Origin of the sequence: Pseudodesulfovibrio alkaliphilus (genome assembly GCF_009729555.1) — a bacterium.
In the GTDB taxonomy this organism is placed as follows: Bacteria; Desulfobacterota; Desulfovibrionia; order Desulfovibrionales; family Desulfovibrionaceae; genus Pseudodesulfovibrio; species Pseudodesulfovibrio alkaliphilus.
On the sequence record NZ_WODC01000011.1, the window covers coordinates 46787 to 61411 of the forward strand.

14 protein-coding genes are annotated in these 14625 nt (G+C 59.6%); 2 read left to right on the forward strand and 12 right to left on the reverse strand.

Going from position 1 to position 14625, the window contains the following annotated elements; all coding sequences use genetic code 11:
- Positions 1-8: 8 nt before the first annotated feature.
- The 10 genes from GKC30_RS13840 to GKC30_RS13885 form a co-directional block, all read right to left on the reverse strand.
- Positions 9-608 (reverse strand): 2-oxoacid:acceptor oxidoreductase family protein, encoded by a 600-nt coding sequence (locus GKC30_RS13840; RefSeq protein ID WP_155935567.1) that lies wholly within the window; start codon positions 606-608, stop codon positions 9-11.
- Positions 609-1451, reverse strand: a complete 843-nt coding sequence (locus GKC30_RS13845) for a 2-oxoacid:ferredoxin oxidoreductase subunit beta (protein ID WP_155935568.1) — start codon at positions 1449-1451, stop codon at positions 609-611.
- A 4-nt stretch (positions 1452-1455) separates the two neighbouring features.
- On the reverse strand, positions 1456-2601 hold the full coding sequence (locus GKC30_RS13850) for a 2-oxoacid:acceptor oxidoreductase subunit alpha (RefSeq protein WP_155935569.1): 1146 nt from the start codon (positions 2599-2601) through the stop codon (positions 1456-1458).
- Positions 2602-2604: 3 nt separating this feature from the next.
- Complete coding sequence (locus GKC30_RS13855) at positions 2605-2877, reverse strand: 4Fe-4S dicluster domain-containing protein (RefSeq protein WP_155935570.1); 273 nt, start codon at positions 2875-2877, stop codon at positions 2605-2607.
- A 254-nt stretch (positions 2878-3131) separates the two neighbouring features.
- Complete coding sequence (locus GKC30_RS13860) at positions 3132-3800, reverse strand: precorrin-8X methylmutase (RefSeq protein WP_155935571.1); 669 nt, start codon at positions 3798-3800, stop codon at positions 3132-3134.
- Positions 3800-4474, reverse strand: coding sequence for a deoxyribose-phosphate aldolase (gene deoC, locus GKC30_RS13865; RefSeq protein ID WP_155935572.1), 675 nt, complete (start codon positions 4472-4474; stop codon positions 3800-3802). The genes GKC30_RS13860 and deoC overlap by 1 nt, the downstream gene beginning before the upstream one ends.
- A complete protein-coding gene (locus GKC30_RS13870) occupies positions 4475-5191 on the reverse strand; it encodes an amino acid ABC transporter permease (RefSeq protein ID WP_155935573.1) in 717 nt (238 codons plus the stop codon).
- A 10-nt stretch (positions 5192-5201) separates the two neighbouring features.
- Positions 5202-5969 carry an amino acid ABC transporter permease gene (locus GKC30_RS13875; RefSeq protein ID WP_155935574.1) on the reverse strand — a complete coding sequence of 256 codons (768 nt, stop codon included), beginning with the start codon at positions 5967-5969 and terminating at the stop codon, positions 5202-5204.
- An 82-nt stretch (positions 5970-6051) separates the two neighbouring features.
- Positions 6052-6858 (reverse strand): ABC transporter substrate-binding protein, encoded by an 807-nt coding sequence (locus tag GKC30_RS13880; RefSeq protein ID WP_155935575.1) that lies wholly within the window; start codon positions 6856-6858, stop codon positions 6052-6054.
- 45 nt (positions 6859-6903) lie between these two features.
- Positions 6904-7632 (reverse strand): amino acid ABC transporter ATP-binding protein, encoded by a 729-nt coding sequence (locus GKC30_RS13885; protein ID WP_155935576.1) that lies wholly within the window; start codon positions 7630-7632, stop codon positions 6904-6906.
- Between the two features lie 249 nt (positions 7633-7881).
- On the opposite strand from GKC30_RS13885, the gene GKC30_RS13890 reads away from it, so the two are divergent.
- Positions 7882-9069: an efflux RND transporter periplasmic adaptor subunit gene (locus tag GKC30_RS13890; protein WP_155935577.1), complete on the forward strand. Its 1188-nt coding sequence runs from the start codon at positions 7882-7884 to the stop codon at positions 9067-9069.
- Positions 9069-12137 carry an efflux RND transporter permease subunit gene (locus GKC30_RS13895; RefSeq protein WP_155935578.1) on the forward strand — a complete coding sequence of 1023 codons (3069 nt, stop codon included), beginning with the start codon at positions 9069-9071 and terminating at the stop codon, positions 12135-12137. Before GKC30_RS13890 ends, GKC30_RS13895 begins: the two co-directional genes overlap by 1 nt.
- 403 nt (positions 12138-12540) lie before the next feature.
- On the opposite strand, the gene qrcD is transcribed toward GKC30_RS13895, so the two are convergent.
- Positions 12541-13779 (reverse strand): menaquinone reductase integral membrane subunit QrcD, encoded by a 1239-nt coding sequence (gene qrcD, locus GKC30_RS13900; RefSeq protein WP_155935579.1) that lies wholly within the window; start codon positions 13777-13779, stop codon positions 12541-12543.
- Positions 13780-13789: 10 nt separating this feature from the next.
- On the reverse strand, positions 13790-14614 hold the full coding sequence (gene qrcC, locus GKC30_RS13905) for a menaquinone reductase iron-sulfur cluster-binding subunit QrcC (RefSeq protein WP_155935580.1): 825 nt from the start codon (positions 14612-14614) through the stop codon (positions 13790-13792).
- Between the last annotated feature and the right edge of the window lie 11 nt (positions 14615-14625).

Here is a 14625-nt window from a genome sequence, read left to right on the forward strand (position 1 = left end):
ATTTCGTATCAATCGCTCTCTGACTCGTCCACGCGCCAGACCTCTCCCGCGTCGTCGCCCCATTCCTTTTTTGCCAGCCTGTGGCCGAGGTTGAACGCCTTGACATTCACGGCCCGGATCTTGGCCGGAAGCGAGGATTCCAGACTCTTGCGCATGATAGACTGGCCAATGAAGGGCAGCAGGTGCGAAAGAGCGCCCAGGACCACGGTGTTCATGGCCTGGGCCACGCCCACTTTGTCACGGGCCAGACGGGTGAAGGGCAGGCCGAGGAACCTGTTGGTGGGCGGCTGCCTGACCAGATCGGATTCCAGCACCAGCGCACCGCCGGGCTTGAGATAGGGGTAGTAGGCGTTGCAGGCCTCCTGCGAGAGGGCCACCAGCAGATCAAGGCTTTCGGCCTTCGGGTAGCTGATGGGCTCTGAGCTGATAACCAGGTCGCACCGGCTCGAACCGCCGCGCGCCTCGGGACCGTAGCTCTGGGTCTGGGTGACGTTGTAGCCGTGGCCGAGGGCAAGCCCCTGGCCCATGACCCTGCCCAGAGTGATGATGCCCTGGCCGCCAAGACCGGAAAAACGGATCTCGAAACGGTGAAGTTGCTGCTGCTTCATCTACTTGCCCCCCTTGGCCCGCATCTGCGCCTGCAAGGCCAGGTAGCGCTCCTCGAACCCTGGACGGTCCTCTGCCACGAACACGCCGATGGGCAGACGGTCGCGCCGCTGCTCCTCGGTCATCTCTTCAAAACGCTCTATGGGCACGGCGGCCTTTTTCAACCACTTGTACATGTCCACAGGGGTCTTGTAGCGATTCTTGCGGCCGTACTGGGTGTGGCAGGGCGTGATGGCCTCCACCACACTGAATCCGGGCCGGGAGATGGCCTCCTCCATGATCCCCTCCAGCCGCTTGACGTGAAAGACCGTTCCCCGAGCCACATAGTTGGCCCCAGCCCCCCTGGCCAGGGCCACGGTGTCGAAGCTGGCGTCGAGCTGGCCGTAGGGATTGGTCATGGTGGTCGCGCCTTCGGGCGTGGCCGGAGAGCTTTGCCCGCCAGTCATGCCGTAGATGTTGTTATTGAGGATCAGCGCGGTGACGCCGATATTCCGCCGGGCAGCGTGGATCAGGTGATTGCCGCCGATGGAGAGTGCGTCGCCGTCGCCCATGATGCAGATGACATTGAGTCGGGGGCTGGCCATCTTGATGCCGGTGGCAAAGGTCAGGGCGCGGCCGTGGGTGGTGTGGACCGTATTGAAGTCCACATACACCGCCAGACGGCCGGAGCAGCCGATGCCCGCCACGATGACCACATCGTCCTTGGGAATGCCCAGGGTGTGGATGGACCGGATGAGGGTGCCCAGCACGATGCCGTGACCGCACCCGGCACAGAGCACATGCGGGAATTTCTTGTTGTGACGCAGATACTGGTGGATGATCTCGTTGCCTGTGATTTCGCTCATCTGGCTACCCCTGCATGATGACCTTGAGAATTTCCGAGGGAGTGACGATCTGGCCGTCGATGCGGTTGATGGTCCGCACCGAGGCCCGGCCCATGTTGACGCGCTTCACCTCGCGGGACATCTGGCCCATGTTCATCTCGGGCACCACCAGGGTGCGGGCGTGGGCCAGCACCTTTTCCGTTTGCCTGCGCGGGTAGGGAAACAGGGTCTTGAGCTTGAGCAGCCCGGCCCGCACACCGTTTTCCCTCGCCTGCCGCACGGCCAGTTCAGCCGACCGGGCCACGCTGCCGTAGGCGATGACCACCACGTCGGCATCGGCGGTGTCGATGGTATCCACCAGTTGGATGTCGTAGAAGAACTGGTCGATCTTGCGATGTATGCGTTCCATGAGTTCCACGATCTCCTCGGGCCGCTGGGTGGGAAACCCGTTGCGGTCGTGGGTCAGGCCGGTGACGTGGAAACGATAGCCAGAACCCAGCGGAGGCATGGGCGGCACTCCGCGCACGGTCTCCTCGTAGGGCTTGTACCACTCGGGCGGCATGCTCGGCACCGTGCGCGAAAAGACCTCGAATTCTCCCTGGTTGGGAATCGCGATCTTCTCGCGGGTATGCGCCGTGACCTCGTCGAGCAGGAGAATGACCGGAGTGCGATATTTCTCGGCCATGTTGAAGGCAGTGATGGTCATGTCCAGACATTCCTGAACATTGGAGGCGGAGAGCACGATGATGGGATGGTCGCCGTGGGTGCCCCACCGCGCCTGCTGCACATCTCCCTGGGCCGGACTGGTTGGCAGCCCGGTGGAAGGCCCGCCGCGCATGACGTTGACCAGGACCATGGGTGTCTCGGCCATGATGGCGTAGCCCAGGTTCTCCTGCATCAGCGAAAAGCCCGGCCCGGATGTGGCCGTAAGCACCTTGCGTCCGGCCAGGGATGCGCCGATGATGGCCCCCATGCTGGCAATCTCGTCCTCAAGCTGGATGAAAACTCCGTCTTTGATAAGGGGCAGGCGGGCGGCCATGATCTCCATGATCTCCGAAGACGGGGTGATGGGATACCCCCCGTAGAAGGAGCACCCGGCCAAGAGAGCGCCCTCGACCACCGCCTCGTTTCCCAGGGCAAAGATTTCCTTGCGTTTTCTCGGTCTGGCCATGAGTTACGCCCCCTTGTCCGTTGTGTTTGCCGCACGTCGCCGGGGGAGCTTGTCCGCCTCCACGAAATCCTTGTCCCGGACCACGATGGCGAACTCGGGACAGTGCAGCTCGCAGAACCCGCACCGGATGCAATCCTGCTCGCGCACCACGGTGGCCTTCCCCTGCCCGCTCAGTTCAAGCACCCTGCCGGGGCAAAACTCGATACAGATACCGCACCCCTTGCACCAGTCGGGGTACACGGTGATCTTGCTCCTACCCTTTTTCTTGTTGGCCATAGCTCCTTCCGACGCTTGATAGTCTTGAACGGGCGAAACGCCTGCGGTTCACAAAAACACGCCTTTGCCCGGAACAACAGAAACACCAATACAACGCAACCGCTGCCCCTCCCCTGCTCCCAAGTGGGCTGACAGAGGGATCGGCAAAAAAAAGAAACACATACGTCAGAAGCCGGAGGCCGACAGAATAAGCGTCGGTTGATCCGGCCCCAAAGCGACGTTTCTCCACCCGTATACGAAGAAAAAGAAGAAATCTAGGAAAACTCCCGGGCAACGATGCACAAGGCATTGACCACGCTGGCGGCCAGAGCGGATCCGCCTTTGCGCCCCTCAATGGCGATGAAGGGCACAGCCCGACTCATGATCAGCGCCTTGGACTGGGCGGCGTTGACAAATCCGACAGGCATGGCCACCACCAGGGCCGGCGCAGGCATGCCCTGATCCAGGTGTTCCACCAACCGGATGAGGGCGGTGGGCGCATTGCCCACCACAAAGATGATGGGCCTGGCCTTGTCCAAGGCCACATTCACGGCCATGTCCACCGCCAAATCCACGGCTGCCGTAGCCCTGGTGATATGCTCGGCCCTGGCCCGGGCCACAACGCGCTCGTCATTCATCAGGCAGCGCACGGTCGCGCCCAAAGGTTCAAGCCGTCGCACCGGAATTCCCTGCCGGGCCATCTCGGTGTCGGTCACGATTGTCGCCCCGGATCGCAGCGCCTTGAGGCCGGAATCGACTGCATCGGGATGAAAACGGACGAGGTTGAGCAGTTCGAAATCCGCTGTTGTGTGAATCATGCGGCGCACGATCTGCCATTTTACTCCTGAAAAAGGACGCGGCTGCGGTACCTCGGCATCGATAATCCGCAGAGATTCGGCCTCGATTTCGTCCGGGGAAAAGAAATTCTGGAGCGGAAAATCCATCAAAAACCCTCCGGGTTTTTGGCGGAAACGATGGCCACCGAGGCCGATGCCCCGATGCGATTGGCCCCGGCGTCAAGCATGGACAGCGCCTTTTCATAAGTGGAGATGCCGCCGCTGGCCTTGACGCCCACCTCCGGCCCCACTGCCTTACGCATCAGCCGGACAGCCTCGACCGTTGCCCCTCCAGAACCAAAACCCGTACTGGTCTTGACGAAAACCGCCCCGGAATTCACGCAGATATTACACGCAAGAAGGATTTCCTCGTCGCTCAACAGCGCGGTTTCGAGGATCACCTTGACCGGCACCCCCTGGGCCGCACGGACCACGGCGGCAACATCAGCGGCAACAAGGGCGTGATCGCCGTCCTTGAAAGCGCCGAGATTGAGAACCATATCAATCTCCCTCGCGCCCTGCTCCACAGCTGTGGCCATTTCCAGCGCCTTCACGGCGGAAGGCGAAGCACCCAGGGGAAACCCGACCACCGAGACCGGCAGCGGCCCCCTGCCGGCCAGACGGTCTGCCACATGGCCGATACGCACGGAATTGACGCACACTCCGTAAAACCCGAAACGCACGGCCTGGGTGCAGAGTTCATCAAGCTCCCGAACCGTGGCATCGGGTTTGAGCAGCGTATGATCAATGAAGCGGGCAAGCTCTGCCGGAGCCAGGACCATCTAGCGCCCCCTGGCCTGGTAGCGGGACAGGTGGGCCTCCATGCGACGGCTGATGGAGGTCAGCACGTAACAAATGAGAAAATAGAGCAGGGCTATGGTGATCCATATCTCAAAGGAGGCGATCATCTCGCGGTTGTCCACCTGGACGCCGGTACGGGTAAGCTCGTTGACGCCGATGACCGAGGCCAGCGAGGTGTCCTTGGTCAGGGAGACGAACTGGTTGACAAAGGAAGGAATCATGTTGCGCAGGGCCTGGGGCAGGATGATATAGCGCATGGCCTGATAGCGGGAAAGCCCGGACCCCCGCGCAGCCTCCATCTGCCCCTTGGGCAGGGCCAGCACACCCGCGCGCACTATCTCGGCCACATACGCGCCAGTGAAGACAATGAAACAGACAAGGGTTGTGGAAAAGGCTGGCAGCGACTTGCCCAGCACCACCGGAGCAAGGAAAAAGAACCAAAAAATGAGCAGCAACAGCGGCATGCCGCGAATCACTTCAATATACACCACTGCCGGATATTTGACCCACCAGCGCCTGGACAAACGCATCAGACCGGCCGCAAGCCCTATCCAGAAAGCGCCCAGGATGCCGAAAAAGGCCAGGATGATGCCAGCCGCCATGCCGCCCACGTCGTGGACAAAGGGAAACACCCCGTCCACTGTGGCGCGCCCCCAGAGGAAATAGTCGAAATTGTCGAAGACGATATTCCAATGCATGCCCGGCCCCCTAATAACTCACCTGAATCAGGAAATGCTTGTTGTACATGTTGATGCAGAAGGAGACGAACAGCGAAATGGCCAGATATATCAGCAGGGCCGCTGAAAACGCCTCAAAGGGGGCTCCATAATAGGATTCCACCTGACTGGCCATAAACATCAACTCGGTCACGCCGATGACCATGCACAACGACGAGTTCTTGATCAGGTTCAGGGACTGGGAAATGAGCGGTGGGACAACGATACGCAGGGCCTGGGGCAAAATCACGTACCGATAGGCCTGGATAAACGACAGCCCCACGGCACGGGATGCCTCAAGCTGCGTCTTGGGAATGGAGAAGATGCCGGACCGGATCTCCTCGGCAATAAAGGCCGAGGTGTACACGGTCAGGGCGATGACGCCAGTGATGAACTCCACATTGAAGAGCATCCACTGCCCCGCGAACTCATGCCCGAAAAGGGTGAAAGGACCGGGAAACCAATGATACAGAGCATTCATCCATTTATTGATGGATGTGGGAATGACGAAATGCGATGCGTTGTACCAGAAAAATATCTGCACCAATAGCGGCGTGTTTCGGAAAAATTCGGTGTAAGCGAGACTAAACCATTGCAGCAGGCGAAACGGAGTCATCCGAAAAACGCAGATGATGATGCCAAGCAGCATAGAGCAGACAAGGGAAATGGACGCGATCTGCAAGGTGGTGACGAACCCTTCCCACATCCATTGGGCTGGCTCGCCGGAGAGCATGATCTTCCAGTTAAAATTGTAAGACAAGGCTGTATCCGTGGGTTAAGTGTCAAAAAACGGGAAATCCGGGAGTGCCGAGGCACTCCCGGATGGACGAATCAGGGCGCAATTACATGGGCCACAGCTCCATCTGCCAGCCAGCAGGCAGATCGTAACCCATCCACTTCTTGAAGTTGGCGTGGTAGGTGCCGTCAAGCCACATCTGGTTGAGGCACAGGTTGACGAAATCACGGAATTTCGACTCGTTCTCGGGAACGCCGAGACCATAAGGCTCGGAGGAGAAGAACTCGCCGACGATCTCCCAGCGATCGGGCTCGACATCGCCAGCCTTGAGACCGGCCAGGATGCCGTAGTCGGTGGTCACGGCCACGACCTTGCCCTGCTTCAGAGCCATGAATGCCTGCGGATACTCGTCGTAGGAAATGACCTGGGCAGCGGGCTGGGCGTCCTTGATGTTCTCTTCGGAGGTGGAACCCTTGACCGTTCCGACCTTCCTGTTGGCCAAATCGGCGGTGGAGTTGATGCCTGAGCCTTTCTCGACCAGCAGCTTCTGACCATCCATGAAATAAGTGATTGAGAAGTCGATCTGCTCGTCACGGGAGAACTTGTGGGTCATGGTGGCGGCCACGATATCCACGGCGCCCTGCACCAGCATGGGAATGCGGTTGTTGGAGGTGACGACCTTGAACTGGATATCCACGCCCAACTTGTCGGCGATGTAACGGACCACGTCGATATCGAAACCGACCAGTTCCTTGGTGTTGGGGTCAACAAAGCCGAACAGGTTGGTGGAGTCCCTGACTCCGGCCACAAGAACGCCCCTGGCCTTGATCTCTTCGAGCTTGTTGGCATGGGCGGCCGAGACGCCGAAAGCCATGACCAGAACCAGAGCCAATACGACAACCAAACGTTTCATACTTCCTCCTCTCTCTCTTTGCATTTGCAAAACCGGGTATCGGACCTAAAGAATTTCCTTCAGGAAATTCTTTGTACGCTGATGCTGGGGGTTTCTGAAAAATTCGTCTGGCGGGGCCTGCTCCACCACCACGCCGCCGTCCATGAACAGGACGCGGTCGCTCACCTCGCGGGCAAAGCCCATCTCGTGGGTGACGCAGAGCATGGTCATCCCCTCGCGGGCGAGATCCTTCATGACGTTGAGAACCTCGTTGATCATCTCAGGGTCCAGGGCAGAAGTGGGCTCGTCAAAGAGCATGACCTTGGGCTTCATGGCCAGAGATCGCGCGATGGCCACCCGCTGCTGCTGCCCACCGGAAAGCTCGGCCGGATACTTGTGGGCCTGATCGTGAATGCCCACGCGCTCAAGCAGGGCCAGAGCCAACTCCTCGGCCTCGTCCCTCGGGACGTTTTTGACCTTCATGGGGGCCAGGGTGACGTTTTTCAGAACCGTAAGGTGGGGATAGAGATTGAACTGCTGGAAGACGATGCCGATTTCGGCGCGCAGGCTGTTGATGTTGATGTCCCTGTCGTGAATATCCTTGCCGTCAAAGAGAATGGTTCCCTTCTGATATTCCTCCAGCCGATTTATACATCGAATAAAGGTGGATTTGCCCGAGCCGGATGGCCCGCAGATAACCAGAACCTCTCCCTTGTTCACCGATTCGGTGATGCCCTGAAGGACATGAAAATCGCCAAACCATTTATGCAGCTTCTGCACTTCAATCATTGCCATGTAGGATTCTCCGAACGTGGATTGGACAAAAAAATGGACCCGAAAAGTCTGGAAGCCCCCTTTGGCCAGGCTTTCCGGGTGTCGTTTTCGCCAGTATCTTGTTATCCGAATCCGCCTGAAAGTCAAGGCTCTTATCTATTTCCCGCAGGCATTAAGCACGCGGATGCGATTAACGATTGCACCAAATCATGCCACGGCGTAAGAAATGACATCTCTTTTCCTCCATAACCGCCTCAAACCGGAGCAAACATGACAACTACGCCTCACATGCGCCGTCTCGGGATTCTATCGAAAAAGAATGCGTTGTCGGCTCTGGGCATACTTTTCATCTTGTTCGCCCTGGTAGGGTGCGACAAGGAAAAGAAAGCGGCCGCACCCCGCCCTGCCGCTCCGGTCAATACCGTGACAGCCAAGGCAGTGGACACCCCGGTGACCATCAAGGCCGTGGGAAATGTCAAGGCATCCAACTCCGTGACCGTGAAATCCCGTGTGGACGGCCACATCCTGCGCATCCATTTCCTTGACGGAGACATGGTCGCTGCCGGGCAACCGCTCTATACCATTGACCCCGAAACCTACATCTATACCCAGATGGGCGCCCAGGCCAGCGTGGCCAGCGACCGGGCCAACGCCGAATACGCACGCAAGGAGTACCTGCGCTACAAGGACCTGTTCGACCAGAACGTCATCTCCCGCGACGAATACGAGGTCAAACTCACCGCCTACGAAACGGCCCGCAAGGCCATGGAGGCGGACTCCGCCCAGGTGGACATTGCCCGCCGCAACGTCAAGTTCACCCAAATCACCTCGCCCATCAACGGCATGGCGGGCAGCACCCTCCTCGACGAAGGCAACCTCGTGGGTGCGGACAAGGACGAGCTGGTGGTCATCAAGACGCTGGCCCCGGCCGACGTGCAGTTTTCCGTGCCTGGATACGAGCTGCCACGCATACGGGCCGTATATGTGGACAACCAGCTGACCGTCCTGGCAACCCCGGCCCTCTCCGGGGCCGAGCCCGCCAGGGGCGTGCTCACCTTCATGGACAACTGGGTCAACCCGGATACGGGCATGATCAATCTCAAGGCGCGTTTTCCCAATCAGGACACAGCCCTGTGGCCCGGCCAGTTCGTAACCATCAACCTCATCCTCACAACCCAGGAGAACGCGGTACGCATCCCGGCCCAGGCTGTGCAGCGCGGCCCCAGCGGCAGATATGTCTTCGTGGTCGAGGATGGCAAGGCAAAGATCAGGCCGGTGGTGCCAGGACTGCGCGTGGACGAGGAGGTCGTCATCGACTCGGGCCTGACTGCCGGGGAAACCGTGGTCGTCGAGGGGATGCTCCGGCTCTTCCCCGACGCGCCTGTGGCGATAAAGAACGCCCCTGAAACCGCGCCAGCCGCCGAAGGCAACTCCACCAAAGGACAGGAGAACTCCTGATGCAAGTCACGGAACTCTTCATCCGCAGGCCGGTCATGACAGCCCTGACCATGCTGGGGCTGCTCTTCTTTGGCATCGTCTCCTACCTGCACATGCCGGTCAGCTATCTGCCAGCCGTGGAATTCCCCACCATCCAGGTATCTGCCTCCATGTCCGGGGCCAACCCCAAAACCATGGCATCCAGTGTGGCCTCGCCGCTGGAACGCGAATTTTCCTCCATCGCCGGGCTGCAATCCATGAGTTCGGTCAATTCCCTGGGCTCAACCACCATCACCCTGCAATTCGACCTTGACCGCAATATCGACGGCGCGGCCCTGGACGTGCAATCGGCCATCGCCCGCGCCTCCAGCAACCTGCCCCAGGAGATCACTGACCCGCCCAGCTTCCAGAAGGTCAACCCGGCTGACACGCCCATTCTCTATCTCTCGGTGCGATCCGAGACCCTGCCCATGTCCACGGTCAACGACTACGCCAAAACCTTTCTCACCCAGACCATCTCCATGATCCCCGGCGTGGCCCAGGTGCTCATCTACGGCGAAAAGCAATACGCCGTGCGGATCCGGCTCGACCCCCGCGAGCTGGCATCGCGCAGCCTGGGCATCGACGAGGTCAAGGACGCCGTGGCAAAGGCCAACGTCAACCTCCCCCTTGGCACCCTTGAAGGGACCGAGCAGTCCCTCATGCTCGAAGACAACGGCCAGCTCCTCACGGCCGACGAATACCGCAACGTGGTCGTGGCCTATCGCAGCGGCCAGCCCGTGCGCCTGAGCGATCTGGGCCTGGTGGAGGACGGCGTCAAGAACGAACGCTTCAGCTCCTGGCTCAACGACAAGCGCAGCCTGACCATCGCCGTCAAACGCCAGCCCGGCACCAACACCATCGAGATTGTGGACTCCATCAGGCAAAAACTGCCCTGGATCACCTCCCAGATGCCTGCGGGCATCGTCCTCGACATTGTTCACGACAACAGCCTATTCATCGAGGAGTCGGTCAACGATGTGAAGTTCACCCTGGCTCTGGCCGTGGCCCTGGTCATTCTCGTGGTCTTCATTTTCCTGCGAAACATCGCGTCCACCTTCATCGCCTCGGTAGCAATCCCCTTCTCCATCGTCGCCACCTTCGCGGTCATGCACCTCATGGACTTCACCCTCGACACCTTCTCGCTCATGGCCCTGACTCTGTGCGTGGGCTTTGTCGTGGACGACGCCATCGTCATGATCGAAAACATCATCCGCCACCTGGAGATGGGCAAGACCCCCATGCAGGCGGCCCGCGACGGCGCACGCGAAATCGGGTTCACCATCATCTCCATGACGCTTTCGCTGGCCATTGTCTTCGTGCCCATCATGTTCATGGCGGGCATCGTCGGCCGCGTGCTGCACGAGTTCGCCACCACCATAACAGCGGCCATTCTCGTCTCCGGTGTGGTATCCCTCTCGCTCACCCCCATGCTCGGCAGCCGCCTGCTCAAGAGCAAGACCCGCATCGCCGAATCCGACCCGGTCTTCGACCGCCTCATGGGCTGGTACAAGGCCAGCCTGCATTTCTGCCTGCGCCATCGCGGCTCCACCATGATCGCCTCGGGTCTGCTCCTGACGGCCACGGCCTGGGCCTTCATGGTCATTCCCAAGGGATTCCTGCCCAGCGACGACCAGGGCTTGATAATGGGCTTTACCCAGGCCCGTCAGGGCATCGCCTATGAATCAATGGAACGCCAGCAGATGGAGACCGTGCCCATCATCGGCGCCAATCCGGGAGTCCGGGACCAGATCCAGATCATCGGCTACCCCCTCTCCAACCAGGGCATGATCGTGGCCCTGCTCAAACCGGCCAACAAGCGCAAACAACTGGACGAAATCCTCCGGGAGCTCTGGGGGCCGGTCAATTCCCTGCCGGGACTGGAAGTCTTCCTGGTCAACCCGCCCATGATCCCCATCGGCGGCAAGCAGGCCAAAGGCGACTACCTCTTCACCCTGCTCTCGCCCGACTCGGCAACGCTCTATGCCAATGCCGAACAATTTGAAGTGGAGTTGCGCAAGCATCCGCTGCTCACCGGAGTCAACAGCGACCTGCAGATCAGCACCCCACAGGTCGAAATAGAAATCGAACGCGACCTGGCCAGCAGCCTTGGCGTCACGGCAAACGACATCGAAAACGCCCTCTTCACCGCCTACGGCGAGCGCCAGATATCCACCATCTATACCGTGGTGGACGAATACAAGGTCATCATGCAGCTCAAGCCCGAGTTCCAACGTAACTCAGACGCCCTCTCCATGCTCTACATTCGCTCCGATGCGGGAAATCTCATCCGCCTTGACGCCCTGGCCACAATCAAGGAATCCACCGGCCCGGTCACGGTCAACCACACCGGCCAACTCGAATCCGTGACCTACGCCTTCAGCGGCAAGCCCGGTACCTCCATGGGCCAGATTACAGAGGCTGTGGAGGCCCTGGCCCTCGAAAAGCTCCCCCAGACCATCAGTACCCTCTTCGAGGGGACGGCCGGCGCCTTTGCCGAATCCATGAACTCACTCTACTTCCTGCTCTTCATCGCCATCGTGGCCATCTATATCCTGCTCGGCAGCCTCTACGAATCCTTCATCCACCCCCTGACCATCCTCTCGGGTCTGCCCTCTGCCGCCTTCGGCGGACTGCTCACCCTCATGCTCTTCGGCTATGATCTCGACCTCTACGGCATGGTCGGCATCATCATGCTCATCGGCATCGTCAAGAAAAACTCCATCATGGTCGTGGACTTCGCCATTGAAGCCGAAAAAACCGGCCTCTCCCCACAGGAAGCCGCCTTCCAGGGCGCGACAATCCGTTTCCGACCGATCATCATGACCACCCTGGCCGCCATCATGGGAGCCATGCCCATCGCGCTGGGCTTCGGCGCAGGCGCGGAAATCCGCCGCCCCCTCGGCCTCGCCGTGGTCGGCGGTCTCGCTTTCTCCCAGATCGTCACCCTCTACCTCACCCCCATCTTCTATACCTACATGGACCAATTCCAGCGCTGGCTCGATGCCCGCACCGCGCAACCCGAGGACGCTCCGGGAGAAACGGCGTGACCAGGCGCCTGATGCTGCCTCCGGCGGCCGGACTCCGCCCGGACCCGCCAAGGGCCTAAGGCCCCTGGAGCCCAAGCGAGCCTCCGACGGTCAAGAAGCCGCGTGAAATGGAAAGGACCAGACCACCCTCCGGGATGGCCTGGCCCTCTCCATTCCACGCGGCGGAGGGCTGAAAGAATCGTTGGTAGCCGCAGTTACGGCCCGATCAGTCGCACCTGAAATCCTACTGCCCACTCCCCGTCAGTGACCGAAGGGAATCCAGCAACAGCTCACTGTCTATTCTCTTTTCTTCCACAACCAGTCATTCTCGAACAACAATTCCAGTTGCTTCATGAATCCTCATGCCACAAATGCAAAAGGCCCGCTCTCGCGAGCGGGCCTTGGAGTGACGAGGATACCGAACCTACTTGTTCTGATAGTTCAGCTTGGTCTCCAGGGGGAAGACCGGCAGATAACGATAACTGAGGCTCAAGACCAGGAAGCCGTAGGCGACGATCATCAGCGAAGTCGCGTACTCGACCCAGTTGGCGTAGTACACGTACCAGCTGTCAAAAGGCATGACCGGATGTGCCAGGGTCTGAACCGTGAACACGTAGCGGTTGATACACACGCCGATACATCCGAGGATGGCGGCCGTATAGAGCATCGCGGGCCGGTTTCTGATGGCCGGAACCACCAGCATGATGGCCGGGACCACGCCGCACAGCACAAGCTCGGTCCACAACATCCATTTGCCGTAGGCAATTCCGTAGAACATCTCGTCGAAGGTCAGTCCAACGGAAGGCAGATAGCCAACGGCCCAAGCCCAGGTGTCCAGAATCTTGAAGAACATGTAGACACAAAGCATGGAGCCGGCGATTTTGCCCATCAGGGCCTTGGTCTTGAAGTCCACCAGCTTCTTGCCCGTGAGCTTTTCCATGAAGGTGGCGACCAGGACGGTAAAGACCGGGCCGGTACCAACGGCGGAGAGCACGAACAGGAAGAAAGTCCAGGGCCAGATGAAGAAACCTTCGCGGAAGGCATAGGGGCGACCGATAAGGACACCGTACATGCCGCCCAGCGAACCCTGGTGGAAGGTGGACAGGAAGGCGCCAAGACCTGCGAACAGGGCCATGTTGACGTGCATGTTGTGCGCCAGCGCGTGGATGAAGGGGATCTTGTTCAGCTGCTTCTGCTCCAGGATCAGCGGGACGAACTCGATAATCAGCACGGTGCAGTAGCAGGTGATGCAGAAGATAACTTCTGTCAGCATGGAGTGGACGTTGGGATGCCAGTAGCCGAACCACGCCCGGCCAGGCTGGCCGATGTCGAGGGTCAACACCAGCATGGCACCTGAGTAGCAGATGAAGCCGACGATGACCGTCAGGTTGATAATTTTCTCAAGCTGTTTGATCTTGAGGATATACTTCAGGAATCCGGTGAAGAACGCGCCAGCGCCCAGAGCGATGACGGCGAGGTCAAAGGTGATCCACGCACCGAACCCGAAATAGTTGTCCAGTCCGGTGGTGCCGATGCCGTTGTAAAGAACCAGCACGGCGCCATACAGCCCCCAGGCGAAGACGCCGAGGATCGCCAGCATCCAGATGGCGAACTGGCCAAACGAGCACCGCTGGACCCCTTCCGGGAAGAGTTTGCTATCCATTGCTCACCTCCTAGCCGTGATGGTTGGACGCAGCGCCATCGCCGCCGTTGTAGTTGTCGCCTTGCATGCGCACCCACTCGCGCTCGGTCATGTAATAGACCTGGGGGTCCAGACCGAGTTTCTCAAGCAGGCGGAAGGAATTCTTGCTCTTGGCAAGCTCATACACCTTGTGTTCGGGATTGTTCAGATCGCCGAAGGTGATGGCCTTGGTGGGGCAGATCTCCGCGCAGGCCGTGTTGTATGCGCCATCGGCAAGGTCCATGGGGTCGGTTCCCTCGGCTCTGGCCTTGTTCTTGGCATCCAGGTAGCGGCTGTGGCAGAAGCTGCACTTCTCGACCACGCCACGCGGGCGCACCGAGGCGTTGGGGCTGAGCCCCTTGTCCATTCCCTCGGGCCAGAGAGGATCCCACCAGTTGAAGTACCTGGCATGGTAGGGACACGCAGCCATGCAGTACCGGCAGCCGATACAGCGGGGATATATCTGGGAGACGATGCCGCCTTCCTCGTTCTTGTCGGTGGCCACGACCGGGCACACGGGCACACAGGCGGGATGGCCGCACTGCATGCAGGGCCTGGGCAGGTACGCAACCTCGTGGTCCGGGAACACTTTCCCGTTGGAGAGTTCGTACACGTTCATCCAGGTCAGGGTCCGAAGCTTGTTGGATGCGTCGTCGCGATCCGTGGTCAGGGCCTGAACATAGTTGTATGGGTCTTTCTTGGTCATGGGCGCGATATTGTTCTCCACCTGGCAGCCGACCATGCAGGCTCCGCAACCGGTGCACTTGTCAATATCAATGACCATGCCCCATTTGATCTTGAATTCTTTAACTTCCATGTCGGTTCCCC

Excerpts from the sequence above, each read along its gene's own strand:
- deoC (WP_155935572.1), bottom strand. The coding sequence starts at position 4,474 with ATGGTCCTGGCTCCGGCAGAGCTTGCCCGCTTCATTGATCATACGCTG.
- qrcD (WP_155935579.1), bottom strand. The coding sequence starts at position 13,779 with ATGGATAGCAAACTCTTCCCGGAAGGGGTCCAGCGGTGCTCGTTTGGC.
- GKC30_RS13890 (WP_155935577.1), top strand. The coding sequence starts at position 7,882 with ATGACAACTACGCCTCACATGCGCCGTCTCGGGATTCTATCGAAAAAG.
- GKC30_RS13845 (WP_155935568.1), bottom strand. The coding sequence starts at position 1,451 with ATGAGCGAAATCACAGGCAACGAGATCATCCACCAGTATCTGCGTCAC.
- GKC30_RS13860 (WP_155935571.1), bottom strand. The coding sequence starts at position 3,800 with ATGGATTTTCCGCTCCAGAATTTCTTTTCCCCGGACGAAATCGAGGCC.
- GKC30_RS13840 (WP_155935567.1), bottom strand. The coding sequence starts at position 608 with ATGAAGCAGCAGCAACTTCACCGTTTCGAGATCCGTTTTTCCGGTCTT.
- GKC30_RS13885 (WP_155935576.1), bottom strand. The coding sequence starts at position 7,632 with ATGGCAATGATTGAAGTGCAGAAGCTGCATAAATGGTTTGGCGATTTT.
- GKC30_RS13895 (WP_155935578.1), top strand. The coding sequence starts at position 9,069 with ATGCAAGTCACGGAACTCTTCATCCGCAGGCCGGTCATGACAGCCCTG.
- qrcC (WP_155935580.1), bottom strand. The coding sequence starts at position 14,614 with ATGGAAGTTAAAGAATTCAAGATCAAATGGGGCATGGTCATTGATATT.
- GKC30_RS13855 (WP_155935570.1), bottom strand. The coding sequence starts at position 2,877 with ATGGCCAACAAGAAAAAGGGTAGGAGCAAGATCACCGTGTACCCCGAC.
- GKC30_RS13870 (WP_155935573.1), bottom strand. The coding sequence starts at position 5,191 with ATGCATTGGAATATCGTCTTCGACAATTTCGACTATTTCCTCTGGGGG.
- GKC30_RS13880 (WP_155935575.1), bottom strand. The coding sequence starts at position 6,858 with ATGAAACGTTTGGTTGTCGTATTGGCTCTGGTTCTGGTCATGGCTTTC.
- GKC30_RS13850 (WP_155935569.1), bottom strand. The coding sequence starts at position 2,601 with ATGGCCAGACCGAGAAAACGCAAGGAAATCTTTGCCCTGGGAAACGAG.